This is a genomic window from Streptomyces sp. S3(2020), assembly GCF_013044505.1.
GTDB lineage: Bacteria > Actinomycetota > Actinomycetes > Streptomycetales > Streptomycetaceae > Streptomyces.
In genome coordinates this window covers 38080-62881 of the sequence record NZ_JABERD010000016.1, presented here as the reverse complement: position 1 = coordinate 62881, position 24802 = coordinate 38080, and the positions used below count along the sequence as shown (strand labels likewise).

The 24802-nt window shown below is 71.4% G+C and carries 24 protein-coding genes; 7 read left to right on the top strand and 17 right to left on the bottom strand.

Translation table 11 applies throughout. From position 1 onward, the window contains the following. The first annotated feature begins 78 nt into the window (after window positions 1–78). Window positions 79–1422, top strand: coding sequence for a UDP-glucose/GDP-mannose dehydrogenase family protein (locus HLK59_RS08310; RefSeq protein WP_171140622.1), 1344 nt, complete (start codon window positions 79–81; stop codon window positions 1420–1422). Window positions 1423–1692: 270 nt separating this feature from the next. On the opposite strand, the gene HLK59_RS08305 is transcribed toward HLK59_RS08310, so the two are convergent. Further along, window positions 1693–2193: a CGNR zinc finger domain-containing protein gene (locus HLK59_RS08305; protein WP_171140621.1), complete on the bottom strand. Its 501-nt coding sequence runs from the start codon at window positions 2191–2193 to the stop codon at window positions 1693–1695. 90 nt (window positions 2194–2283) lie between these two features. On the opposite strand from HLK59_RS08305, the gene HLK59_RS08300 reads away from it, so the two are divergent. Both HLK59_RS08300 and HLK59_RS08295 read left to right on the top strand, forming a co-directional pair. Then, a complete protein-coding gene (locus tag HLK59_RS08300; protein WP_171140620.1) occupies window positions 2284–2646 on the top strand; it encodes a VOC family protein in 363 nt (120 codons plus the stop codon). 17 nt (window positions 2647–2663) lie between these two features. After that, window positions 2664–3047 (top strand): VOC family protein, encoded by a 384-nt coding sequence (locus tag HLK59_RS08295; RefSeq protein ID WP_171140619.1) that lies wholly within the window; start codon window positions 2664–2666, stop codon window positions 3045–3047. 112 nt (window positions 3048–3159) lie between these two features. Here the strand turns inward: HLK59_RS08295 and HLK59_RS08290 are convergent, their stop codons facing one another. The 4 genes from HLK59_RS08290 to HLK59_RS08275 all read right to left on the bottom strand — a co-directional run bounded on the left by HLK59_RS08290 (window position 3160) and on the right by HLK59_RS08275 (window position 7277). Next, a complete protein-coding gene (locus HLK59_RS08290; protein WP_171140618.1) occupies window positions 3160–4278 on the bottom strand; it encodes a dipeptidase in 1119 nt (372 codons plus the stop codon). Window positions 4279–4423: 145 nt separating this feature from the next. Further along, window positions 4424–5602 (bottom strand): dipeptidase, encoded by a 1179-nt coding sequence (locus HLK59_RS08285; protein WP_171140644.1) that lies wholly within the window; start codon window positions 5600–5602, stop codon window positions 4424–4426. A 5-nt stretch (window positions 5603–5607) separates the two neighbouring features. Next, a complete protein-coding gene (purE, locus tag HLK59_RS08280; protein WP_171140617.1) occupies window positions 5608–6138 on the bottom strand; it encodes a 5-(carboxyamino)imidazole ribonucleotide mutase in 531 nt (176 codons plus the stop codon). Next, entirely contained in the window at window positions 6135–7277 is a 1143-nt protein-coding gene (locus HLK59_RS08275; protein ID WP_171140616.1) for a 5-(carboxyamino)imidazole ribonucleotide synthase, read from the bottom strand. Before HLK59_RS08275 ends, purE begins: the two co-directional genes overlap by 4 nt. Before the next feature lie 196 nt (window positions 7278–7473). On the opposite strand from HLK59_RS08275, the gene HLK59_RS08270 reads away from it, so the two are divergent. After that, window positions 7474–8052 (top strand): GtrA family protein, encoded by a 579-nt coding sequence (locus HLK59_RS08270; protein WP_171140615.1) that lies wholly within the window; start codon window positions 7474–7476, stop codon window positions 8050–8052. A gap of 9 nt (window positions 8053–8061) precedes the next feature. Here the strand turns inward: HLK59_RS08270 and HLK59_RS08265 are convergent, their stop codons facing one another. Together HLK59_RS08265 and HLK59_RS08260 are read right to left on the bottom strand one after the other, a co-directional pair. Continuing rightward, window positions 8062–9333, bottom strand: a complete 1272-nt coding sequence (locus HLK59_RS08265) for a HAMP domain-containing histidine kinase (protein WP_171140614.1) — start codon at window positions 9331–9333, stop codon at window positions 8062–8064. Window positions 9334–9474: 141 nt separating this feature from the next. After that, window positions 9475–10152, bottom strand: a complete 678-nt coding sequence (locus HLK59_RS08260; protein WP_171140613.1) for a response regulator transcription factor — start codon at window positions 10150–10152, stop codon at window positions 9475–9477. A gap of 291 nt (window positions 10153–10443) precedes the next feature. On the opposite strand from HLK59_RS08260, the gene HLK59_RS08255 reads away from it, so the two are divergent. Both HLK59_RS08255 and HLK59_RS08250 read left to right on the top strand, forming a co-directional pair. Next, entirely contained in the window at window positions 10444–11940 is a 1497-nt protein-coding gene (locus tag HLK59_RS08255; RefSeq protein ID WP_171140612.1) for an oligopeptide:H+ symporter, read from the top strand. 95 nt (window positions 11941–12035) lie between these two features. Next, window positions 12036–12848: an alpha/beta hydrolase gene (locus HLK59_RS08250; RefSeq protein ID WP_171140611.1), complete on the top strand. Its 813-nt coding sequence runs from the start codon at window positions 12036–12038 to the stop codon at window positions 12846–12848. Window positions 12849–12910: 62 nt separating this feature from the next. Here the strand turns inward: HLK59_RS08250 and HLK59_RS08245 are convergent, their stop codons facing one another. The 7 genes from HLK59_RS08245 to HLK59_RS08215 form a co-directional block, all read right to left on the bottom strand. Then, a complete protein-coding gene (locus HLK59_RS08245; RefSeq protein WP_346779673.1) occupies window positions 12911–14194 on the bottom strand; it encodes a hypothetical protein in 1284 nt (427 codons plus the stop codon). Further along, window positions 14191–15246 (bottom strand): hypothetical protein, encoded by a 1056-nt coding sequence (locus tag HLK59_RS08240; protein WP_171140642.1) that lies wholly within the window; start codon window positions 15244–15246, stop codon window positions 14191–14193. The genes HLK59_RS08245 and HLK59_RS08240 overlap by 4 nt, the downstream gene beginning before the upstream one ends. Before the next feature lie 2 nt (window positions 15247–15248). Then, on the bottom strand, window positions 15249–16061 hold the full coding sequence (locus HLK59_RS08235; RefSeq protein WP_171140610.1) for a hypothetical protein: 813 nt from the start codon (window positions 16059–16061) through the stop codon (window positions 15249–15251). A gap of 125 nt (window positions 16062–16186) precedes the next feature. Then, window positions 16187–16867 carry an LPXTG cell wall anchor domain-containing protein gene (locus HLK59_RS08230; RefSeq protein WP_171140609.1) on the bottom strand — a complete coding sequence of 227 codons (681 nt, stop codon included), beginning with the start codon at window positions 16865–16867 and terminating at the stop codon, window positions 16187–16189. A 168-nt stretch (window positions 16868–17035) separates the two neighbouring features. Then, window positions 17036–18313 carry a serine--tRNA ligase gene (serS, locus tag HLK59_RS08225; protein WP_171140608.1) on the bottom strand — a complete coding sequence of 426 codons (1278 nt, stop codon included), beginning with the start codon at window positions 18311–18313 and terminating at the stop codon, window positions 17036–17038. A gap of 335 nt (window positions 18314–18648) precedes the next feature. Further along, window positions 18649–19164, bottom strand: coding sequence for an ATP-binding protein (locus HLK59_RS08220; RefSeq protein WP_171140607.1), 516 nt, complete (start codon window positions 19162–19164; stop codon window positions 18649–18651). A 200-nt stretch (window positions 19165–19364) separates the two neighbouring features. Beyond that, the gene (locus HLK59_RS08215; protein ID WP_171140606.1) at window positions 19365–19742 is read right to left on the bottom strand and encodes an STAS domain-containing protein; all 378 of its coding nucleotides are present in this window, start codon (window positions 19740–19742) and stop codon (window positions 19365–19367) included. 240 nt (window positions 19743–19982) lie between these two features. Between HLK59_RS08215 and HLK59_RS08210 the strand changes: the two genes are divergently transcribed. Further along, on the top strand, window positions 19983–20888 hold the full coding sequence (locus HLK59_RS08210) for an RNA polymerase sigma factor SigF (RefSeq protein ID WP_171140605.1): 906 nt from the start codon (window positions 19983–19985) through the stop codon (window positions 20886–20888). Between the two features lie 62 nt (window positions 20889–20950). Here HLK59_RS08210 and hutI read toward each other — a convergent pair whose 3' ends face one another. From hutI to HLK59_RS08195, 3 genes are read right to left on the bottom strand one after another with little or no spacing between them, the layout of a single operon-like run. Continuing rightward, window positions 20951–22246 (bottom strand): imidazolonepropionase, encoded by a 1296-nt coding sequence (gene hutI / locus HLK59_RS08205; protein ID WP_171140604.1) that lies wholly within the window; start codon window positions 22244–22246, stop codon window positions 20951–20953. Beyond that, window positions 22243–23595, bottom strand: coding sequence for a formimidoylglutamate deiminase (locus HLK59_RS08200; protein WP_171140603.1), 1353 nt, complete (start codon window positions 23593–23595; stop codon window positions 22243–22245). Before HLK59_RS08200 ends, hutI begins: the two co-directional genes overlap by 4 nt. Beyond that, window positions 23592–24794 (bottom strand): allantoate amidohydrolase, encoded by a 1203-nt coding sequence (locus tag HLK59_RS08195; RefSeq protein ID WP_171140641.1) that lies wholly within the window; start codon window positions 24792–24794, stop codon window positions 23592–23594. The genes HLK59_RS08200 and HLK59_RS08195 overlap by 4 nt, the downstream gene beginning before the upstream one ends. Window positions 24795–24802 lie beyond the last annotated feature (8 nt).

Sequence of the window (24802 nt, the reverse complement as noted above, 5' to 3'; positions counted from 1 at the left end):
GCTGCCCGCCGAGGGGCCCCGCCACGCCCCTACTAGGATCGGGCAGCGCAACCGACGACGTCCCTCTCTGGAGCATCCATGAGCCTCAAGATCACCGTGATCGGCACCGGCTATCTCGGCGCCACCCACGCCGCGGCCATGGCCGAGCTCGGTTTCGAGGTGCTGGGGCTCGATGTCGTACCGGAGAAGATCGCCATGCTCCAGCGCGGCGAGGTCCCCATGTACGAGCCCGGCCTGGAGGACCTGCTGCGCAAGCACGTCGCCGGTATCGAGGGCTCCACCGGGCGGCTCCGCTTCACCATGGACTTCGCCGAGCTCGGCGCGTTCGGTGACGTCCACTTCGTCTGCGTGAACACTCCGCAGCGGCACGGCGAGTACGCCGCGGACATGTCCTACGTCGAATCCGCCATCGCCTCCCTCGCACCGCACCTCACGGGCCCCGCCCTCGTCGTCGGCAAGTCCACCGTCCCCGTCGGTTCCGCCGACCGCCTCGCCGCCTACCTGGCCGAGAACGCGCCCGCCGGCGCGGACGCCGAGCTGGCCTGGAACCCGGAGTTCCTGCGCGAGGGCTTCGCCGTCGGCGACACCCTGCACCCCGACCGGATCGTGGTCGGCGTGCGCAGTGAGCGGGCCGAGAAGCTGCTGCGCGAGGTGTACGCGACGCCCGTCGGCGAGGGAACGCCGTTCGTCGTGACCGACTTCCCGACCGCCGAGCTGGTGAAGACCTCGGCGAACTCCTTCCTCGCCACGAAGATCTCCTTCATCAACGCGATGGCCGAGGTGTGCGAGGCCGCGGGCGGCGATGTCGCCAAGCTGGCCGAGGCCATCGGGTACGACGACCGGATCGGCCGGAAGTACCTGCGGGCCGGCATCGGCTTCGGCGGCGGCTGTCTGCCCAAGGACATCCGGGCCTTCCTGGCGCGCGCCGGTGAGCTCGGCGCGGACCAGGCACTGTCCTTCCTGCGCGAGATCGACTCGATCAACATGCGCCAGCGCGGGCAGATGGTGGAGCTGGCCCGGGAGGCGCTCGGGGGCGGGTCGTTCCTCGGCAAGCGGGTCGCGGTGCTCGGTGCCACCTTCAAGCCCGACTCGGACGACGTCCGGGACTCGCCCGCGCTGAACGTCGCAGGGCAGATCCACCTCCAGGGCGGCCAGGTGACGGTGTACGACCCGAAGGGCATGGGGAACGCCCGTCAGGTCTTCCCGACGCTCGGGTACGCCGACTCCGCCGTCGAGGCGGTCCGGGGTGCCGACGTCGTGCTGCATCTGACGGAGTGGCGGGAGTTCCGCGAGCTGGACCCGGCGGCGCTGGGCGAGGTCGCCGCGACCCGGCTGATCCTCGACGGGCGCAACGCGCTCGACCCGGAGGTGTGGCGCAAGGCCGGGTGGTCGTTCCGGGCGATGGGCCGGCCGACGGCCTGAGCGACAGCCGGGCGGGGGCCTTCGCGCGGGGTTCATCCCCACCACGGGTCGCACGGCGGCAGGCGAACGCCGGTCCGGCCGAGGCTCAGTCGGCCGGACCGGCGCCGCGCCCCATTCTCCACGCCCCGGCATCGCCACGGGAACCGCTTTCGGGGAGCCCCCGGATGACAACCGTCACGCCGCCCGCCGAGCAGCGGCATCTCCTGCGGGCCGGGCGGTGCGCGATCGCGCCGGACCGGTCGTCCGTCGGACAGGACTGACCGTGCGGTGCTACCTCGCCCGGTAGCGCCGCATCTTCGCGCGTGCCCCGCACACCTGCATCGAGCACCAGCGGCCCCGGCCCGCGGGGCTGCGGTCGTAGTAGGCCCAGTGGCAGTCGGCTGCCTGGCAGGCCTTCAGCCGCGGCCAGGTCCCCGCGACCAGGGCCTCGGCGACGGCCGCCGCGACCCGGGAGAGCAGCGGCGCCCCGTCGGCGGGCGCGAGCGCGGCCGAGCCGTCGCCCGCGTCGACCGTCACGACCAGCGGCGCCGCCGCCAGCAGCTCGCCCAGGGGGGTCACCGCGCGGTGCGGCGGGTGGCCGGCGTGCGCGAGGAGGGTCGCGCGCAGTGATTCGCGCAGCTCACGAGCGTGTCCGACCTGTTCCTCCGGGAGTCCGAAGCGCGCCCGGCCGTCCGCCGTGTCGAGCACGTCGGCGCCCGACTCGATGTCGAGGGTGTTGACCAGGGACTCCAGCAGAGCCAGGCCCCCCGGCGCGGCCGATCGTTCACTCATGCTTGCGACGTTACCTCCAATGGGGCAGCATGCAGTAACCGTTACCGGTTACCCGCTTCTGGCGGTAACCCCCGCTTCGAGGAGGAAGTCATGGCTCTCGCCACACTGGGCGTCGTCGTCCTGGACTGTCCGGACCCCCGTGCGCTGGCCGGTTTCTACGCCGAGGTACTGGGCGGCACCGTCGAGGGCGACGGCGAGTGGGTGGACCTGAAGGTGCCCGGCGGACAGTCGCTGTCCTTCCAGGCAGCCTCCGGGTTCGTACCGCCCGAGTGGCCGCGCGCGGACCACAACTCTCAGCAGTTCCACCTGGACCTGACCGTCGACGACCTGGACGCGGCCGAGAAGGGGGTGCTGGCGCTCGGCGCCCGGCCGCTGGACACCGCCGACCGCTCCCGCGCCTGGCGTGTGTACGCGGACCCGGCGGGGCACCCGTTCTGTCTGTGCGCCTGCTGACATCTGGAGGGTCCGCCGTGACCGTGGCTCGTTTCCGTTCCGTCGTGATCGACTGCCCCGACCCGCTCGCCCTCGCCGGGTTCTACGCGGCGATCGTGGGCGGCACGCCCCGCGCGGAGGACGCGGACTGGGTGGTCCTGGAGGCACCCGGCGTGCCACGGCTGGCCTTCAACCGGGAGCCGGACTTCCAGCCGCCCGCCTGGCCGCGCGAGGGCGGCAACGCCCAGCAGTTCCACCTGGACCTCGACGCCGGGTCCACCTGGGAGGAGGTCGACGCGGCGGAGAAGGCGGTGCTCGGGCTCGGGGCGCGGCCTCTGCTCGTGGCGGACGCGGACGACTTCCGGGTGTATGCCGATCCGGCAGGGCACCCGTTCTGCCTCTGCCGGATCGAGCACGGGTAGGAGCCGTGGCGACGGCCGTCGGCGACGGCCGTCGGCCAAGCGGGTCCGCGACGTCGGCCACCACGGCGCCGCGGACGGACAACGGCCCCTGGCCGTACGTCCAGCGGAGCGCTCAGCCGTCGAGGTCGGAGATCTTCGCCGTCGACGGCTCGCGGCGCTCCCGGGCCGCGCGGGCCGCGAAGTCGGCGCCGCGCAGCACACGCTGGACGTTGCCCCAGGCCAGCAGGGCGATGTCGGACTCGGACCAGCCGCGGCGCAGCAGTTCGGCGATGAGGTGCGGATAGCAGGAGGCGTCGGCGAGGTCCTGCGGGTGGGCGGTCCCGGCGTCATAGGTACCGGACAGGCCCACGCACCCGGCGCCCGCGAGGGTGCGGACGTGGTCGAGATGGTCGGCGACGTCCCGGACGGACGGGCCGGTCTGCTCGGCGGTGAGCGGCACCATGCACAGCCCCTTGGCGGCACCCAGCTCGGTGAGCAGCTCGTCGGGGAGATTGGCCGGGTGGGGGCGCAGCGCGCGGGCGGCGGAGCGGGTGCACACGACCGGCGCCTTGGAGACGGCCAGGGCGCGGCGGACGGTGTCGGCGGAGGCGCCGGAGACGTCGGCGAGCACACCGAGCCGGTTCATCTCGCGCAGCACCTCCTCCCCGAACCGGGTCAGCCCCGCCTCGCTCGCCCAGGTCGCGCCGGACAGGGTGAGCACGCGCAGGCCGAGGGCGTGCAGCGAGCGCAGGATGCCGAGCGAGTCACCGAGCGCGGCCGCGCCGGCGGGCCCGAGCAGCACGGCGACCCGGCCGCAGTGCCGCACGTCGGCGGTCTCCCCGGCGGTACGGGCGAGCCGTAGCCCCTCCGGATGGCTCCGCACGACGGTCTTCACCAGGTCCAGTTGCTCCAGCGTGGCGCCGACGGCCCGGTCGCCGCCGAGGCTCTCGGGCAGATGCAGCGACCAGAACAGCGCGCCGACATGCCCCTCCCGCAGCCGTGGCACGTCCGTGTCGACGGAGCTCTCGCCGAGTTCCAGGTCGAACCACGGCAGATGCCTCAGCGCCCACGGCAGCCCGCTGTACCCGTCGGCGACGGGATGCGCGGCGAGGATGGCGTGCGCCCGCTCCAGGGGCTCGGTGTCCGGGTCGGAGACCGGCGTGTAGGGCTCCGGCTCGACGAACGGGTCGGGCAGGTCGTCGAGCCGGCCGACCTCGCTGGTGGTGTGCAGTTCGTCCTGGAGGTCTGCCATGGCGGGCTCCGTACGTCGTGATCGGCGGCGAGATCAGCAGTACGGTCACCGTCGCACGGCGGACGGAGGGCTTCCTGGTGAGCGGGGCGTTCGGGGGTACGCCCCGTCACCGGCCTCTTCGCGCAGGGTCCCCTGCATGTGTCCGTCAGGCGTCGAGCGACTCGATGGTCGCGTTGGACGGTGCGCGCGTCACCCGGAGCTCCCGTGCCACGTCCTCCGCCGCGCCCAGGACCCGTACCGCGTTCTGCCATGTGAGCTTGGCGAGGTCGGACCTGGACCAGCCGCGGTCGAGGAGCTCCGCGATCAGGTTCGGGTAGCCGGAGACGTCGCCGAGGCCGTCGGGGGTGAAGGCGGTGCCGTCGTAGTCGCCGCCGATGCCCAGGTGGTCGATGCCCGCCACCTCGCGCATGTGGTCCAGGTGGTCGGCGACGGTGGACACCGTGGCGATCGGGCGTGGGTGCCGTTCCTCGAAGGCGCGGTGCACCTCCATGGCGGCGGCGGTGGTCGCGAGGTGGTGGAAGCCGTGGGCGCTCATGTTCTGGTCCGCGGCGGCGGTCCAGTCGACCGCGGCCTGGAGCACGAACTTCGGCACGAACGTCACCATCGCCATGCCGCCGTTGCCGGGCAGCCGTTCCAGGATGTCGTCGGGGATGTTGCGCGGATGGTCGCAGACCGACCTGGACGAGGAGTGGGAGAAGATCACCGGAGCCTCGGAGGTGTCCAGCGCGTCCCGCATCGTCGTCGCCGCCACGTGCGAGAGGTCGACGAGCATGCCCTCGCGGTTCATCTCCCGCACCACGGTACGGCCGAAGGCCGACAGGCCGCCGACGCGCGGCGCGTCGGTCGCGGAGTCCGCCCAGTCGTTGTTGTCGTTGTGGGTGAGGGTCATGTAGCGCACGCCGAGCGCGTACAACGCGCGTAGCGTGGCGAGGGAGTTGGCGATGGAGTGCCCGCCCTCGGCCCCCATCAGGGAGGCGATACGGCCCTCCGCACGCGCCGCCTCCATGTCCGCCGCCGTCAGCGCGGCCCGCAGCGCGTCCGGGTGCCGGTCGATCAACTGCCGTACGCAGTCGATCTGTTCCAGCGTCGCCGGCACCGCGCCGGGCAGATCGGAGCGGACGTACACCGACCAGTACTGCGCGCCCACGCCACCGGCCCGCAGTCGTGCGAGGTCGGTGTGGAGGTGGGCACTCTGGTCGGTGGCGATGTCGCGGGCGTCGAGGTCGTAGCGGACCTGTTCGCGCAGCGCCCAGGGCAGGTCGTTGTGGCCGTCGACGACCGGGAACTCGGCGAGGAGTTCGCGGGCCGTCGCCGCCGAGGACAGGGCGGTCACTTCGCCGAACCGAAGCCGAAGCCGTTGCCCGGCGCCTCGACCTTGGCGCGCAGCCGCTTGCCCTTGTCGGTGGCCTGGTCGTTGAGCTCCTGCTGGAACTCCTTCATCCGGCCGAGGAGTTCCTCGTCGTGGGCGGCGAGGATCCGGGCGGCGAGCAGACCCGCGTTGCGGGCGCCGGCGACGGAGACGGTGGCGACCGGGACGCCGGCCGGCATCTGCACGATGGAGAGCAGCGAGTCCATACCGTCGAGGTATTTCAGCGGCACCGGGACGCCGATGACGGGCAGCGGGGTGACGGAGGCGAGCATGCCGGGGAGATGGGCCGCTCCCCCGGCGCCCGCGATGATCACCTTGATGCCCCGCCCGGCCGCCTCCTCGCCGTACGCGATCATCTCGCGCGGCATCCGGTGGGCGGAGACGACGTCGACCTCGTACTCGATCTCGAACTCGTCGAGTGCCTGGGCGGCGGCCTCCATGACGGGCCAGTCGGAGTCCGACCCCATGACGATGCCAACAACGGGGCTCATTCGGTGATCGTGCCTCTCAGGTAGCCGGCTGCGTGACGGGCGCGCTCCAGCACGTCGTCGAGGTCGTCGCCGTAGGTGTTGACGTGGCCGACCTTGCGGCCGGGCTTCACGTCCTTGCCGTACATGTGGATCTTGAGCTGGGGGTCGCGGGCCATGCAGTGCAGGTACGCGGAGTACATGTCCGGGTAGTCGCCGCCGAGGACGTTCGCCATGACCGTCCACTTCGCGCGGGGGCGCGGGTCGCCGAGGGGCAGGTCCAGGACGGCCCGGACGTGGTTGGCGAACTGGGAGGTGATCGCGCCGTCCATCGACCAGTGGCCGGAGTTGTGCGGGCGCATCGCGAGCTCGTTGACGAGGATGCGCCCGTCGCGGGTCTGGAACAGTTCGACGGCGAGGTGGCCGACCACGTCCAGTTCCTTGGCGATGCTGAGCGCCATCTCCTCGGCCTTGAGCGCGAGGGCCGGGTCCAGGTCGGGCGCCGGGGCGATCACGGTGTCGCAGACGCCGTTGACCTGCTGGGACTCCACCACCGGGTAGGCGACGGCCTGGCCGTGCGGCGACCGTACGACATTGGCGGCGAGCTCGCGGACGAAGTCGACCTTCTCCTCCGCGAGGACCGGGACACCGGCCCGGAAGGGGTCGGCGGCCTCCTCCAGCGAGTCGACGACCCACACGCCCTTGCCGTCGTAGCCGCCGCGGACGGTCTTGAGGACGACCGGGAAGCCGTCCCCCTCTTCTTCCGCGAAGGCGACCACATCAGCCGGGTCGCTGACGATCCGGTGCCGTGGGCACGGCACCCCGATCGCGTCGAGCCTCGCTCGCATCACGCCCTTGTCCTGGGCGTGCACCAGCGCGTCGGGCCCGGGGCGCACGGGGATGCCGTCCGCCTCCAGCGCCCGGAGGTGCTCGGTGGGTACGTGTTCGTGATCGAAGGTGATCACATCGCAGCCCCTCGCGAAGTCACGCAGCGTGTCGAGATCGCGATAGTCGCCGATGACGACATCGCCTACGACCTGCGCCGCGGAATCCTGAGGGGTGTCACTGAGGAGCTTGAACCTGATGCCGAGCGGGATGCCCGCCTCGTGTGTCATACGAGCGAGCTGGCCCCCGCCGACCATGCCGACTACCGGGAACGTCACGCTCCTAGGGTATCGGCCACATCGAGGCGGCCGGATTCCGTACCTCATGCACGCGTTTTCCGCCGGTCTGGCCCGAAACCCGCACCCGTCTTCACGTCCTGTTCCCAATCTGTGAGCTCGTCCACAAGCGTTTGCACAGGGGGGTGGTTAGCATGGCTTGGTTGACGAAACCGGACGGACGGGGGCTTGCACGACCATGGGACGTGGTTCCTCGGCGCTTCATGCGGCGCCTCCGAGCGCGGTACGACAGCGCGTCGACCGGCTCGTGCGCGAGGCCGCCAAGTTCGGCGCCGTGGGCGGAGCGGGTCTGCTCGTCAACCTTCTCGTCTTCAACCTGGTGCGGCACACGACCGACCTCCAGGTGGTGCGCGCCAGTGTGATCGCCACGGTCGTCGCGATCATCTCGAACTACATCGGCTTCCGCTACTTCACGTACCGGGACCGCGACAAGAGCGGCCGCACCAGGGAGCTCATCCTCTTCCTGCTGTTCAGCGCGGTCGGTCTGGTGATCGAGAACGGCGTGCTCTACGCGGCGACGTACGGCTTCGGCTGGGACAGCCCGCTCCAGAGCAACGTCTTCAAGTTCCTCGGCATCGGTATCGCCACCCTGTTCCGTTTCTGGTCCTACCGGTCGTGGGTGTTCAAGACCATGCCGGGGCCCGAGGTGGTCGCCAGCGCGGAATCCTTCCTGGCGGAGGCGGAGGCGGCACAGGCACAGGCGGAGGCGGCACAGGCCCGGCGGCCGAGGCAGCGGGCCAGGCAGCGGGTCGGCTGAGCCGCCCGGTCACCGTACGGTCGGTTCCGCCTCCGTGGCCGGCTTCTGTACCGGCGTACGCGACAGGAACAGCCCGAACACCGCGGGCTGCGCCTGGAGCATCTCCAGGCGCCCTCCGTCGGCCTCCGCGAGGTCCCGGGCGACGGCGAGGCCGATACCCGTGGAGTTCCGCCCGCTGATGGCCCGCTCGAAGATCCGCGCGCCCAGATCGGCGGGCACCCCCGGCCCCTCGTCCGTGACCTCGATGACCGCCTGGTTGCCGGTCACCCGGGTCCGCAGCGCCACCGTGCCGCCGCCGTGCATGAGCGAGTTCTCGATCAGTGCCGCCAGCACCTGCGCCACCGCGCCCGGGGTACCGACCGCCCGCAGATGCCGCTTGCCGGAGCTCACGATGGCGCGGCCCGCGCTGCGGTAGGCGGGGCGCCACTCGGCGAGCTGCTGCTGGATGACCTCGTCGAGGTCGAAGGAGACGGCGGAGCCGGTACGGGGGTCGCGGGAGTTGGTGAGCAGCCGCTCCACCACGTCCGTCAGCCGTTCCACCTGCGTGAGCGCGATGGTGGCCTCTTCCTTCACCGTGTCCAGGTCGTCGGTGAGGGTGATCTCCTCAAGGCGCATGGACAGGGCGGTGAGCGGCGTACGCAGCTGGTGGGAGGCGTCGGCGGCGAGGCGCCGCTCCGCGGTGAGCATGCGGGCGATGCGCTCGGCGGAGGAGTCCAGGACGTCGGCGACCCGGTCGAGCTCATGGACGCCGTACCGCTTGTGCCGGGGGCGCGGGTCGCCGGAACCGAGGCGTTCCGCGGTCTCGGCGAGGTCGGTCAGCGGTGACGCCAGCTTGTTGGCCTGCCGTACGGCGAGCAGCACGGCCGCGATCACCGCGAGCAGTGCCACCGCCCCGATGATCAGCAGGGTCCGGCCGACCTCGCGGGTCACGGACGAGCGGGGCTCCTGGACGGTGACCTTCTCGCCCTCCTCGCCGGTCGCCGTGGCGCTGATGACGTCGCCGGTGAGCTTGGTGCCGACCTCGATGACCGGCTCGCCGGGGATCCGGATGACGGCGTACCGCTCCCCCGTGACCTGCTCCTTCAGCACCTGGGCGTCGACCGTCTGATGCCCGAGCAGCCGGCTGTCCACGATGCTGGCCAGCCGCACCGCCTCGGAGTCGACCCGCTCCTGCGCGCTGTTGCTGATGGTGCGGGTCTCGACGATGACAAGGCTCACGCCGAAGACGGCGATGACGACCAGCACCACGGCGAGGGTGGACTGGATGAGACGGCGACGCACGGGGCCCCTCCGGGCGGGTTACTTCTGGAGGCCGGTGCAGGGCACCGGCCTGGGGGCGCGGGGCTGTGTCATTTTGCGGCTACCGCCGCGTGGGCGCGACCAGCCACAGTCGACCCGCACGGACAACACGACACGCGGAAGCTAGCTCTTCTCGAAACGGAACCCGACACCCCGCACGGTGGCGATGTACCGAGGATTGGCCGCATCGTCACCGAGCTTCTTCCGCAGCCACGAGATGTGCATGTCCAGCGTCTTGGTCGACGACCACCACGTCGTGTCCCACACCTCACGCATGAGCTGGTCACGCGTGACGACCCGCCCCGCGTCCCGCACGAGAACCCGCAGCAGGTCGAACTCCTTGGCGGTGAGCTGGAGCTCCTCGTCACCCATCCACGCGCGGTGCGACTCGACGTCGATCCGCACGCCGTGGGTGGCCGGCGGCTGCGCCGGCTCCGCGGCACCGCGCCGCAGCAGGGCCCGGACCCGGGCGAGCAGCTCGGCGAGCCGGAACGGCTTGGTCACATAGTCGTCGGCGCCGGCGTCGAGCCCGACGACGGTGTCCACCTCGTCCGCACGCGCGGTCAGGATGAGGATGGGCACGGTGAGGCCTTCGGCGCGCAGTCGGCGGGCCACTTCGAGGCCGTCCATGCCGGGGAGTCCGAGGTCCAGCACGACCAGATCGATGCCGCCCTGGATGCCGGCGTCGAGCGCGGTGGGGCCGTCCTCGCGCACCTCGACCTCGTACCCTTCCCGGCGCAGTGCGCGGGCCAGCGGCTCCGAGATGGACGCGTCGTCCTCGGCGAGCAGTACACGGGTCATGACCTGATGGTAGACCGCCCATGACAGAAGCTGGGGTGTGATCGCAAGCCCGTGATTCTTACCATGGGGCGATTTGGTACGAACCTATGTCTCCACGGTGAGGACGCGGTAAGAACCTTAGAAAACGTGTGTACGGTTCCATGATTACCTGTGATCCACATCTCAAGTCCTTCCATTTCCGGCCCTGTCCTGCCGTATGGTGAAAGACGCCTTTTGCAGCACGGGGACCTTTGGCGATCACTTCACGCTGAAGGTCTCTTTTATGTGCGTCCCCACCAGCAAGGAACGACCATGGCGTCCAGCCTGACGAAGGACTCGGCCCGCCCGGGCACCCCCGGAACCGAGCAGACCTTCTTCGGCCACCCCCGCGGACTGGCCACTCTCTTCATGACCGAGATGTGGGAGCGTTTCTCCTACTACGGCATGAGGGCTCTCCTCCCGCTGTACCTCGTCGCCCCGGGCGGCCTCCACCTCAGCGCCGCGACGGCGACCGCGATCTACTCCGTGTACGTGTCGCTGGTGTACCTGCTCGCGCTGCCCGGCGGCTGGTTCGGCGACCGCGTCTGGGGCCCCCGCAAGACCGTCGCCGTCGCCGGTGGCGTCATCATGCTCGGCCACCTCACCCTGGCGCTGCCGTCCTCCGGCACCTTCTACGCCGGTCTGGGCCTGGTCGCGCTCGGTTCGGGTCTGCTGAAGGCCAACATCTCGACGATGGTCGGCCACCTCTACGAGGGCAAGGACGACCCGCGTCGCGACGGTGGCTTCACCGTCTTCTACATGGGCATCAACCTCGGCGCGTTCGCCGCGCCGCTGGTCATCGGCACCATCGGTGAGAACGTCAACTGGCACCTGGGCTTCGCGCTCGCCGCGCTCGGCATGGCGCTCGGCCTCGGCCAGTTCCTGATCGGCTCCCGCCACCTGGCGGACCGCTCCAGCGTGGTCCCGACGCCGCTGTCGGCCGAGGAGAAGCAGTCCACGCTGCGCAAGGCCGCGATCTGGGCGGGCATCGCCGTCGTCTTCTACGCGATCGTCGGCTTCTCCGGCCACTACACGCTGAACTGGATCCTGGTCCCGCTGACCCTGCTCGGCCTGATCATCCCGGTGATGGTGCTGGCCCGCATCAAGCGCGACAAGGACCTGGACCGCACCGAGCAGCGCTCGATGTCGGCGTACATCTGGTTCTTCGTCGCCGCCGCCGTGTTCTGGATGATCTACGACCAGGGCGGCTCGACCCTGTCGATCTTCGCCGACTCCTCCGCCGACAACACCATCTTCGGCTGGGAGTTCCCGGTCTCCTGGTACCAGTCGGTCAACCCGGTCCTGATCATGGCGCTGGCCCCGGTCTTCGCCTGGTTCTGGCTCGCGCTGAACCGGCGCGGCAAGGAGCCGAGCACGATCGTGAAGTTCTCCTCGGGTCTGGTGCTGGTCGGCGCGTCCTTCTTCCTGTTCCTCGCCCCGCTGTCGATCGCCGAGGGCGGTCACAAGGCGGCCGCGGCGTGGCTGGTGGCGATCTACTTCGTCCAGACCGTCGGTGAGCTCCTGCTCTCCCCGGTCGGCCTGTCGGTGACGACGAAGATGGCCCCGGCCAAGTACGCCTCCCAGATGATGGGCGTCTGGTTCCTGGCCGTCACCGCCGGTGACGCCACGACCGGTCTGCTCTCCATCGCCGGCGTCGACCTGAACAGGACGGGCATCGTCGCCCTGGAGGCCACGCTCGCCGTGGTCGCCGGTGTCGCGATCTGGATGTACCGCAACCGGGTCAAGGAGCTCATGGGCGACGTCCACTGACGTTTCTTCGAACGAAGGGCCGCCGCACCACCCGGTGCGGTGGCCCTTCGGGGTTTTCCGGCCGCGCTCCAGGACCGCACCACACCATCGGGAGTATGCGTCGTACGTTCCTGTCGGTGGCCGCGGCCCTCGGCTTCCTCATGTCGTCGTCCGGCACGGTCGTGGAGGCGGTCCCGGAAGCGACCCCGTACGGCGGCCACGAACGGCAGACCGTCACGGTGTACGGCGACCGGGGCGCCCCGCCCGTGGTGATCCTGCACGGCGGCTACTGGGCCGAGGACGCCGACTGGAGCCGCACGGCACGGTGGCTGGCGGGACAGGGCTTCCGCGTCTACGAGACCGACTACCGCCTGAACACCGACGCCCGCTGGCCGGCACAGCGCGAGGACGTCCGGGCGGCTCTGCGCTGGATCGCCGCCGACTCCCCCGGCCGGCCCCTGCTGCTCGGCTCCTCCGCGGGCGGCCAGCTCGCCCTGGACGCGGCGACGTACGGCGCGGGCGGATCGCTGGTCCGGGGCGTGGTTGCCCTGTCCCCGGTCGCCTCCCCCTACCGGGCCTGGGTGGACGGCGGCCGCCCCGGAGCCACGGACCGGCAGCGCCGCCTGCGCCAGGAGGCACGCCGTCTGGTCGGCTGCGACCCGGACCGCACGGGCCCGCGCTGCTGGGCCCGCTGGGCCGACCTCGCGGCCCGCACCCACGCCTCCGGCGCGGACGACGCCCCGATGCTACTGATCCACTCGGAGGGCGACTTCGTACCGCCGGCCCATTCGACGGAACTGGCGGCGGCGGAACGGCGGTCGGGGCACAGGGACATCACCGTACGCACGCTGGAGGGCGCCTCACATGGAGGCGCCCTCATGAGCCAGGCAAGGGAACAGATCCTGAGCTGGCTGTCGAAACACGCGTGAGCACCGACCCGCCTAGGGGCGCCGGGAACCGCGCGACCAGCACCCACCGGCCGTCGGCACCATCACCGCAGACGCCGCCGCCCCGGAAGGAACGTGAACACAGCGGCACCCAGCAACACGGTCGTACCGGCCACCAGCCCGAGCGCCTTCAACGCGTCGTGATCCCCGGAACCGGTGTCCGCGAGACCACCGGAGGTCGAGTCACCACCCGTCGACGACGAACCGCCCGACGCCCCGCCCTCCTGCTCGGTCGTGTCCAGGGTCAGCGAGACCTCCGTCTTGTCCGGTGTGCACGTCGTCGTCGTACCGAGCGCCTCGATCGTCAGCACCCCCGGCGACAGCGTCGACTCACCGGTGGCCCCCGGCTTGTACGTGCCGGTCATGTCCGGGATCTCGATCGGGTCCCCCGTCTTGATCTCCTCGGCGTTGACCGGCCCCTCCACGGCCACCGAACCCTCGTCGGCGCCGCCCAGGACGACCTTCATGAACGGCTGGAGCTTGCCCGCGGGAATGGGCGCCGGACTGTTCATCGGCGCCTTCTTGTACTGCACGGTGATGTCGAAGTCCCCGCCGTTCTTCTTGGCGTTGATCTGGATCGAGGAGGTCGCCTTCTGCTCCCCGATGGGCGACTGGCAGGTGTAGGGGATGTCGACGACCTCGCCGGTGAAGTCGGTCTGGCCGCCGTCGGTCTCGGACGCGCTCGCGGAGGGGGTCCCGGAGGGGCTCTCCGTGGTGCTCTCCGTCGGTGTCGGGGACGTGCTCTCGCTGTCGGTCGGACTCGGGGTGGTACTCGGTGAACTCCCGTCGCCCTCCTCGACCTTGATGGTCGCGGCTGTCGGTACGGCCTCCGTCGGCGCGCAGTTGGTCTTCGTGCCGTAGGCGTTGACGACGAACGCGTCCGGCGTCAGCGTCACCTCGCCGGCCGTCGTCAGCTTCAGCGTGCCCGTCATGTCGGAGAGCACCATGTCGCTGCCGATGGGGATCTCCGGGTTCTCCTGCGGGCCCTCCATCGCGATGTCGGCGGTCTGCGCACCGGCCGCCTTGAGGGTGCCGGTCGGCTTGACCTTGTCCTTCTCGATGACGATGGGACCGGGGTTCTTCGAGGCGGCCTGGACGAACTTCCACACCACCGTGACCTCGTCGCCGACCTTCGCGGTCTCCGGGGCGGTGACCTCGACCTTGGTGGTGCCGTCCACCGGATCACCCACGGGCGGTATGCAGTGTGTCGCGAACGACACCTCCGCCGCCTGGGCGGGCACGACGGCCACACCTGTCAGCGCGCCCGCGCAGCCGAGCGCGAGCGCGACTCTCGCGCGGCCCGGCAGGACTCTCCTTCGCTGTCTCACGTGGATCCCTTTCTGGTGGAAGTCGTCGAGTTGTCGTCGTGCGGTGCGGAGAGCCGGCCGGCCGCGCCCGGATCGGAGTCCGGGGTGAACCACGGCAGGGTCGAAGAGGGCGGCGGCTGCCGGTGCGGGGTGTGCGACCCCGGGAGCCGCAGGGTGAGTTCGGGCAGCCGCAGCCGGACCGGGGTCCTGGCGCGGCCGGACCGGTGCGGCCGTACCCGGTCGATCACGGCCATCCCGATACGGAACAGCGCGGCGGGCACGACCAGGCAGACCAGGATCCAGAAGAGGGTCACGCCCCAGGGCCGGTCCACACCCCAGGGCTGCTCGGCGAGGACCTTGCCGCCGTACTTGAGGGACACGGTGTAGTCGCCGTGCGCGCCGCCCGCGAGTTCGACGGGCAGTTCGATGCGCGCCTTCTTGCCCGGCTCGATCGTGCCGCGCCACTGCTGTTCCTCCCACTGCGGGGCGAACACACCGTGGGAGGTGCCGACCTGGAAGAGGGGGTTCTTGATGTCCGAGGTGCCGACGTTGCCGACGGTGAAGACGAGGGTGCGGGCGGGTGGTGCCCCGAACCAGGTCAGCAGTCCGCCGGAGCCGTCGAGCCGGGTGTCGGTGAGCACGGACAGCCGCCCGCCGGAGGCCTCGGCCGGGAGGGGCTCCACGGCGTGCCCGGCGACCTGGAAGACGACGTCGGCCTCGGCCTTCGCCCCGGTCACCGTCGCCACATGGACCACGCAGGGGCAGGGCACGGGCGGCTCGGCGACCGGCAGTTTCTTGCTGAAACGGCCGTCGGCGTCCGTGGTGACGGCCCGACCGTCCGCGTTGGCACAGGAGTTGGTGCCACCGGGCACCCCCCGCGACGGCACGGCCTGCCCGCAGACCAGGATCATCAGCAGCGTCTTCGCCCGCCAGCCGCCGCCGCTGACGGTGATCGAACCGCCGGTCCCCGCCTGGGACTTGGAGAGCTTCACCGTGGGCCGCTCGGCGGCCTGGACGGGCAACGACACGACCGACACCAGCGCCAGGAGCGCCGCCAGCACCAGGATCCGCACCTTCACGACACCGCTCCCGTCAACTCGACTTCGGCACAAGAGGGTTCAATCGCGTCGCCCTTACGGCGCCTTCGACGTCGTACGACGAACAGCGCGCCCCCGGCCGCCACCGCCCCGGCGGCCCCCATCTCCCACGGCCCGCCTCCCGTCGACACGCTCGCCACGTCCCGCACCCCACCCGCCGTCACCGTCAGCCGCACCTCGACGAAGTCCAGCGCGGGCCGGTCCCACGACTCACTGAGCTTCCGCCGCTCCCCCGGCGCCAGTTCGGCCGCGAGGGTGCGCGGAGCCCGGTCAAGGACCCGGCCGAAGACACCGTCGGCGCTGACGGCGACCCGGGGCGCGAGCGCGGTCGTACCCCGGTTGACCAGCTCGTACGTGATACGGTCACCGCGCACGGCAAGGTGCTCGACGGTCAGCGCGGACACGTTGGGCACAGCCGCACGGAGGTGCAGGGCCACCCGCCGGGTCCGCCCGTCGGAGTCCCGGGCCACGATCTCGGCGATGCCGTCCTCATCGGGAACGGTCACGGTGAACGGCACCTCGGTGCGGGTGCCGGGGGCCAGCCGGAGCCGGTCGTCGGCGAAGGTGACGTCGACGCCCTCGCTCCGCAGAGAGACGTCGACCGGGCCTTCGGAGCGGTTGGTCAGCGCCACCGTGTCCTGAAGCACGACGCCGGGCTCGCCCTCACCGTAGAACGCGGACCGCCCCTCCCCCGAGGGCGCGACGGACCACCCGCCGGCGGCAGTCGCCGCCGGAACGGCGGGAAGCAGGGTGAGCAGGGTCAGCCCCAGAACACGAAGGGCGAACGACATCAGCGGCTCCGTAGGATCGTGCGTTGCGGGAACGCGCCCCTTAAGGGGCGCGGGGAACTGCGCGAGCAACCACGAACCGCCCGCAGCCGCCGACAGTCATGGCCCGGCAGAACCGATGGCGCAACTCATCCCGCAGAACGCCGACGCCTCCGCGTAACCCACAACGACCCCGCCGCCCCCACGAGCAACACCGTGCCGCCCAGCGTCCCGAGCGCGATCGCCGAATCCTCGGGCCCCGTCTGCGGCAGCGAGTCACCGGAGCCGGACTCGTTCTGCGTGTCGTCGGCGGAGCCACCCGCCGCGGTCACATCGAGACTCAGCGACGGCCCGGGACTGTTCGTCGGCGTGCACGTCGTCGTCGTACCGAGCGCGATGATGGTCAGCACACCCGCCGTGAAGGTGACCTTCCCGGACTCCTTCGGCGTGTACGTACCGCTCAAGTCATTGATCTTGATGGGGGTGTTGGCGGGCACCACCGCCTGGTTGGCCGCGCCGGTCACCTTCAGCGTGCCCTTCTCGGCGCCACCGAGCTGGATGACGGCACTCGGCTCCATCGACCCCTTGCCCAGATCGACCGGGCTGGAGGAGACGCCCTTCTGCCAGGACATGGTGATCTTGTAGCCGCTGCCGCTCTTGACGCCCTTGATGTCGATGGGCGAGAGGGCGCTCTTGTCGCCGATCGGCGTCTTGCACTGGTACTTGACGTCGACGACCTCGGCCCGGGCGGCGGGGGCGGCCATCAGCACCACCGAGCCGGCCAGGGCCGCGGCGGACGCGAGCGCGGCGGTTCGTTTCCGGTACGACACGGTTCCGCTCCCTTACTCGTTTCCCTGACTGGTTCCTGCCTTGCGCGAATACCTGACGGCACATCAGATGGGCCGTCAAGGTACGCCCGGGCTCGCGAGGAGGGAAGACAAGGCGCGCGCCGGAGTTGTGACGATCCGGCGCGCACGCAAGGGGGTTCGGGTGGAGAGCTAACCCCGGGTAACCCGAGGACGCAGAAGCTCGGGGGCTCCCCAGCGCGTCAGCACGCTCGGCACCTCGACCGTTCCGTCGGCCCGCTGGTGCTGTTCCAGGATCGCGGGCAGCAGCCGGCTGGTGGCGAGGCCCGAGGCGTTGAGGGTGTGGACGTACGCCGACTTGCCGCCACCCCGCGGCCGGTAGCGGATGCCACCGCGCCGGGCCTGGTACTCGCGGGCGTTCGACACCGAGCTGACCTCGGCGTACGCGCCGAGGCTCGGCAGCCACACCTCGACGTCGTAGGTCTTGGCCTGGGCGGGGCTGGTGTCCTCGGCGGCGAGCCGGGTGACCCGGTGGTGCAGTCCGAGCCCGGCGACCAACTCCTCCGCGCGGGCGAGGAGTTCGTGCTGGGCCGCGTCCGAGTCCTCGGGGCGGGCGAACTGGAACAGCTCGACCTTGTTGAACTGGTGGCCGCGCAGGGTGCCACGGTCGGCGGTGCGGTGGCTGCCGCTCTCCTTGCGGTAACAGGGCGTGTAGGCCACGTACTTGAGGGGCAGCCCGTCCTCGTCGAGGGTCTCGCCGCGGTGCAGGTTCACCAGGGCGGTCTCGGCGGTCGGCAGCAGGAAGTGGCCGTCGTCCGTACGGAAGACCTCGTCGGCGAACTTCGGGAACTGTCCCGCCGTATAGCCGGCTTCGTGGGTCAGCAAGTGCGGCGGCAGCACGAACTCGTAGCCCGCCCGGCGGTGCGTGTCGAGGAAGTGGCTGAGCAGCGCCCACTCCAGGGCGGCGCCCTCGCCGCGGTAGACCCAGTAGCCGCTGCCGGCGAGCCGGGTGCCGCGCCGGTGGTCGACGAGGCCGAGTTCCTCGGTGAGCCGGACGTGGTCCTTGGCGTCGAAGTCGAAGGCGGGCGGGGTTCCGGTGACCCGTACGACCTGGTTGTTCTCCTTGCCGCCCGCCACGACGTCGTCGTCCGGGAGGTTGGGGAGAGCGTCGAGGAAGGCCTGATGCTCCCGCGCCAGCCGGGCGAGCTCGGCCTCGGCGTCCGCGAGCCGGTCGGTCAGCTCCTTGGCGTCGGCCTGGAGCCCCCCGGCGGCTTCGCCCGCCCGGCGCCGTACGGCGATGTCGGCCGAGATCCGCCGCCGCTCCCCGCGCAGCCGCTCCACGGCACCGCGGGCCTCGCGGAACTCGGCGTCCAGGACGAGGAAGGCGGGGATGTCGGCGTCCACGGCGCGCTTGCGCAGGGCGTCGCGGACTCGGTCGGGGTACTGTCGGATGAGGGTGACGTCGAGCATGGTGCGCGCTCCGTCCGGTTCTGCCGGAACGGCGGGCGCCGCCCCGGGGAGGGCCCCTCGGGGCGTGGGCGAGAGGGTGCTCGCGGTGCCACCACGCCTTCACCGTCGTGGCGCCGTGTCTCCGCGGCCGGTACGACGGTCTCGTTCGGGCCCGGTGACGGGGGCCGGCCGGCGGGGCATTTCCTCCCCGCACTCGGGAGTGGATTCGCACCGGGACCGCGAGGCCGCCTTCACAGCTGTCGGCGGCTCTCTCGACTCGCGTGGCCCGGGGCTACTTGTCTCCGTCAGCGCGTTGCGGTCGAGGGTAGGGGGCCGGGCCCGGCCCGCCAACCGGATTACGCCGGTGCGCCGAGCTCCGCCCACACCTTCTTGCCCGCGAGTCCGGGGCTGCGGACCACACCCCAGTCCAGGCAGAGGCGCTGCACGATGAACATGCCGTGGCCGCCGGGGCGGCCCGCGCGGTGCGGGGTGCGGGGGGCCGGCTGGCCGGTGCCCTTGTCGGAGACCTCGATGCGGATCACCTTGTTGTCGAGGGTGATCCACAGCCCGTCGGGGCCCTCGGCATGCAGACAGGCGTTGGTGACCAGCTCGGAGACGACGAGCAGGACGTCCTCGGCGGCGGCCCGCTGGTCGGCGGTGGCCGCGGGGAGCCAGCCCCACGCGTACAACGCCTGACGGGCGAAGTCACGGGCCAGGGGGACGACGCCGCTCGCGCCGTCGAAGCTCAGACTGCGGACCTGCCGGCCCGCCGACGACTCGGGCGGCACGGCCGCACCCCCTTCGGACACCCCGGAAGCGCCGTCGGCCTCCGGGCCGCGGTCGCCCGGCGAGAAAGGCCGGGTGCTGCTCATCAGCGCTTCACCTCACCGATTCACCAGTTCACGATTCAATAGTCAGAGTGCAGTACGTAGATCGACGATGGATCCGTCGCCGCGCCTGACGCCTTTTTCAGGAAGTCTCCTGCCCGACCGGGCGAACAGAACACCCCCTGTTTCGGCACGCGTCTTTCGCACCGGGACGCCCGGGGCACCGCGAGGCCCGACGGACCGGCTCAGCCGGTCTCGTCGGCCAGGGCCGCTTCGAGCGTGTCATGGACGGTGAAGACCGCGTCGGCGCCGGTGATCTCGAAGACGCGCGCCACCACGGGCAGCATCCCGGCGAGATGCACTCCGCCGCCGGCGGCCTCGGCCTTCAGCCGGGCGCCGAGCAGTACGTTGAGCCCGGTGGAGTCACAGAACTCCAGGCGCGAGCAGTCCACGACCAGCCGGTGGAAGCCCTCGCCGAGGCAGGCCTCGAGTGGCTCACGCAACAGATCGGCGGTGTGGTGATCCAACTCACCCGCCGGGGTCACGACGGCGCTGGCGCCTTGTTTCCGCACCTCGACCAGAAGCCGGCCAGACTGTGCGCTGCCGACCGTCCCGCGGTCCATGCCGCCTCTCTCTCCCGACGTCGTGGCTGCCTATGACGCCCACGAACACTACGCCTTACCTCCACGCCCTGACACCCGAACATCTGCCCAGAAACGGACATATACGAACAGAACGCACTTGCGGTGGGGTCGCGAAAGCGGGTAGGGCTAGTAAGGACACGTACTCGACACGGCCGGCTTTGGAGGCGCCGCACACCGCAGTGCACACCAATGGCTTCGGCAGCCCATATGCCGAGAACGATGGAGGACATCATGTCACCCCGGCTCGACGCCTCGCATACCCAGACGGCGACGTCGACATCCCCCCCGGAACAGCTGGATCCCATCGAGCAGGACGACCCACTCGCCGGGCTTCCGGAGATCCCCCCGTTCGACGAGGTGGGGCCGGTGGACGCACGGGCCCTGTCCAAGACCCTCTTCGCACGGCTGGAGTCGCTGGAGGAGGGCACTCACGAATACTCGTACGTCCGCAACACGCTCGTCGAGCTCAACCTCGCCCTGGTCAAGTTCGCCGCCTCCCGCTTCCGCTCCCGCAGCGAGCCGATGGAGGACATCATCCAGGTCGGCACGATCGGCCTGATCAAGGCGATCGACCGCTTCGAGCTCGCCCGCGGCGTGGAGTTCCCCACCTTCGCGATGCCGACCATCGTCGGCGAGATCAAGCGCTTCTTCCGCGACACGTCGTGGTCGGTGCGGGTGCCCCGCCGGCTCCAGGAGCTCCGGCTCGACCTCGCCAAGGCGGGCGACGAGCTGGCCCAGCAGCTGGACCGCGCGCCGACGGTGGCCGAACTGGCCGAGCGCCTCGACCTGACCAAGGACGAGGTCGTCGAGGGCATGGCCGCGTCGAACGCGTACACGGCCTCCTCCCTGGACGCCCAGCCGGAGGAGGACGACGCCGAGGGCGCCCTCGCCGACCGGATCGGCTACGAGGACCACGGCATCGAGGGCATCGAGTACGTCGAGTCCCTGAAGCCCCTGATCGCCGAACTCCCGGCACGGGACCGGAAGATCCTCTCCCTGCGGTTCGTGGCGGGGCTGACGCAGTCCGAGATCGGCGACGAGCTGGGCATCTCGCAGATGCATGTGTCGCGGCTGCTGTCCCGGACGCTGGTACGGCTGCGGAAGGGGCTCACGGTCGAGGAGTGACCCTGTCCCTCTGAGTACGGCGGTGTGCGTACGGGGCGTGCGAGTCGGATCCGGCGTTCGCGTCAGATCTCGCGCACGCCCCGTCGCCATACCTCGGCGACCAGCGGTACGCCCGGCCGGTAGGCCAGGTGGACATGGCTCGGGGCGTCGAGGACCGTGAGGTCGGCCCGGGCGCCCGGGGTGAGGCGGCCGATGTCGTCGCGGCGCAGGGCCGCCGCACCGCCCGCCGTGGCCGACCAGACCGCCTCGTCGGGGGTCATGCCCATGTCCCGTACCGCGAGGGCGATACAGAACGGCACCGAGGACGTGAACGACGAGCCCGGGTTGCAGTCGGTCGACAGGGCCACGGTCACGCCGGCGTCCAGGAGGCGGCGGGCGTTCGGCCACTGCGCGCGCGTGGAGAACTCGGCGCCGGGCAGGAGCGTCGCCACGGTGCTGCCGCTCGCCAGCGCGTCCACGTCCGCGTCCGTGAGGTGGGTGCAGTGGTCGGCGCTGGCCGCGTCGAGTTCGACGGCGAGCTGGACGCCCGGGCCGTAGGAGAGCTGGTTGGCGTGGACGCGCGGGTGCAGGCCCTTCGCCTTGCCGGCCGTGAGGATCGCGCGGGCCTGGTCGCCGTCGAAGGCGCCCTTCTCGCAGAAGACGTCGATCCAGCGGGCGTACGGGGCACAGGCGTCGAGCATCTCGCCGGTGACGAGGTCCACGTAGGCGGCCGGATCCTCGGCGTAGTCGGGCGAGACGATGTGCGCGCCCAGGTAGGTGACCTCCTCGGTGTGCGCGGCGGCGATGCGCAGGGCGCGGGCCTCGTCCTCGACGGTCAGGCCGTAGCCGGACTTCGTCTCGAAGGTCGTGGTGCCCTGCCGCAGGGCCTCGGCGAGGTAGCGGGTGAGGTTGGCCTCCAGGTCGGCGTCGCTCGCCGCCCGGGTCGCCGCGACCGTCGTACGGATACCGCCCGCGCTGTACGCCCGCCCCGACATCCGGGCGTTGAACTCCTGTGTCCGGTCGCCCGCGAAGACGAGGTGGGAGTGGGAGTCCACGAAGCCGGGGACGACCGCCCGGCCGCCCGCGTCGACCCGGTTGTCAGTGGCGGGTGCTTTGCTTTGATCACCGGTCCACACGACGCGGTCGCCTTCGATGACGAGCGCCGCGTCCTGGATCAGTCCGAGGGGAGAGCTGTCACCGAGGGAGGGGTCGTTGGTGACCAGAGCGGCGATGTTGGTGATGAGCGTGCTTGCGGTGCTCGCGGAGTGTGCGGGGCTGACGGTCGTCGCGTTGCTCATGGCGTCCTTGGTGGCCTGGTCTGCGGTGGGGGCGGGTTCGGGGACGGAGGCGGGCCGCGCGGGCGGGCGGCCCGGAGTCATCCGCGCAGGGCGTCGACGGCGTCCGCGAGGGCTTTCGGTACATCCGGTACGAGGGAGTGGACCCCGTCCCGTACGACATGCCGACCGCCCACGACCGTGTGCGACACGTCTGCTGCCGACGCGGCGAATACGGCTGTCTCGGCCCCGAGCCGTGGAAGCGGCCCTGCCGTCCTGACCGAGTCGAGCGCGATCGTCGTGAAGTCGGCGAGCGCGCCGGGCTCCAGGGTGCCCGCCTCGTCCCAGCCGAGGGCCGCGTGACCGTCGGCGGAGGCGGCCCGCAGCAGCGCGGCGGCCGTCCAGTGGCCCCGGGTGCGGGTGCGCAGGCGCTCGTTGAGCTCCATCGCCCGTGCCTCTTCGAGCAGGTCGATGACGGCGTGGCTGTCGGAGCCGAGGGAGAGCGGGGAGCCCGCTCGCTGGAGGGCCACCGCCGGTCCGATGCCGTCCGCCAGGTCGCGTTCCGTCGTGGGGCACATGCAGGTGCCGGTGCCGGAGCCGCCGATCAGCGCGATGTCCTGGTCCGTGAGGTGCGTGTTGTGGACGCCGGTGGTGCGCCGGCCGAGGACGCCGTGCTCGGCGAGCAGCTGGGTGGGGGTGCAGCCGTGGGCGGCCTGGCAGGCGTCGTTCTCGGCGGTCTGCTCGGACAGGTGCACATGGAGCGGGGCGCGCCGCTCCTCGGCCCACCGCGCCACGGTCGCCAGCTGGCCCGCGGGCACGGCCCGTACGGAGTGGATGGCCGCCCCGATCCGCGCGTGATCCCGTTCCTTGAGAACTGAACAGCGTTCGGCCCAGGCGTCCGCGCTGCCGTCGGAGAAGCGGAGCTGGTGGGTGTTGGGCGGCTCTCCGACGTGCTGGTTGAGGAGGGCGGAGGAGAGGTAGGCGGTGTCGAGGAGGGTGATGCGGATGCCGGCGTCGGCGGCGGCCGCGATGAGGGCCTCGCCCATGGCGTTGGGGTCGGCGTAGGGGGTGCCGCCGGGGGCGTGGTGGACGTAGTGGAACTCGCCGACCGCGGTGATGCCGGCCAGGGCCATCTCGGCATAGGCGGCCCGGGCGAGGGCGTGGTAGGTCTCCGGGGTCAGCCGGTCGGCCGTGGCGTACATGACCTCGCGCCAGGTCCAGAAGGTGCCCGAGCCGACCTGGACGGTGCCACGCAGGGCGCGGTGGAAGGCGTGCGAGTGGGCGTTGGCGAGGCCGGGGAGGGTGAGGCCGCGCAGGATCTCGGCGCCGGGGGGCGGGGTGGGCGTGTCGGTGCGGACGGTGGTGATGCGGCCGTCCGCCGTCGTCACGGCCACGCCCGGCTCGACGTGGGTGTCGAGCCAGGCGTGTTCGAGCCAGTAGGTCTTCGGGGTCACCTGCAGGCCAGCCCTTCCAGTACGTCGGCGAGTGCGAGTACCCCGGCCACGCAGTCGTCCTCGGCCGCGAACTCGGCCGGGGAGTGCGAGACACCCGTGGGGTTGCGTACGAACAGCATGGCGGTCGGGATGTCCCCGGAGAGGATTCCGGCGTCGTGTCCGGCGCCGGTTCCCAGGACGGGGACCTTGAGGTCGGTGCCGGTGCCGAGGATGCGGGCGAGTTCGTCGCGCAGGGCGTGGTCGAACTCGACGACGGGGGTGAAGGACTCGCGGACCACGTCGAGGTCGATGCCGTGGGCCGCCGCGTACTCCCGGGCGGCCTTCTCGACGCCGCCGACGACGGCGTCCAGGCTCTCCTGGTCGGCGGCGCGGGAGTCGAGCCAGCCGCGCACGAGGGACGGGATGGCGTTGACGCCGTTGGGTTCGACGGAGATCTTGCCGAAGGTGGCGACGGCACCGGCGAGTTCGGCCTCGCGGCGGGCCGCGAGCACGGTCTCGGCGTACGACAGCATGGGGTCGCGCCGGTCGACGAGCCGGGTGGTGCCGGCGTGGTTGGCCTCGCCCCGGAAGTCGAACCGCCACCGCCCGTGCGGCCAGATGGCGCTGGCGAGCCCGACGCGGTCGCCGGACAGGTCCAGCGCGCGGCCCTGCTCGACATGGAGTTCGACGAAGGCGCCGATGCGGGAGAGCCGCTCCGGGTCCGCGCCGATGGCGTCGGGGTCGTACCCGGCGGCCGCCATGGCCTTGGGCAGCGTGACCCCGTCCCCGTCGGTCAGCCGGTGCGCCTGCTCCACGGTGAGCTGCCCCGAGGTGAGCCGCGAGCCGACGCAGGCCAGCCCGAACCGGGCACCCTCCTCGTCACCGAAGTTGACGATGGCGAGGGGCTTGGTGAACGTCGCCCGGCGGGCGCGGAGTTCATCGAGCGCGGCGAAGGAGGACACGACACCGAGGGGCCCGTCGAAGGCACCGCCGTCCGGTACGGAGTCCAGATGCGATCCGGTGACGACGGCGTCCCCGGCCAGGGGGTCGCCGAGCCAGGCCCACTGGTTGCCGTTGCGGTCCAGCTCGTAGGTCAGCCCGCGGGCCCGCGCCTGCTCCTCGAACCAGGTCCGGCACTCGGCGTCGGCGCCGGTCCAGGCGTAGCGGCGGTAGCCGTGGGAGTCGGGGTGCCGGCCGATGGGGCGGAGCTCCTTCCACATGGTGTGGA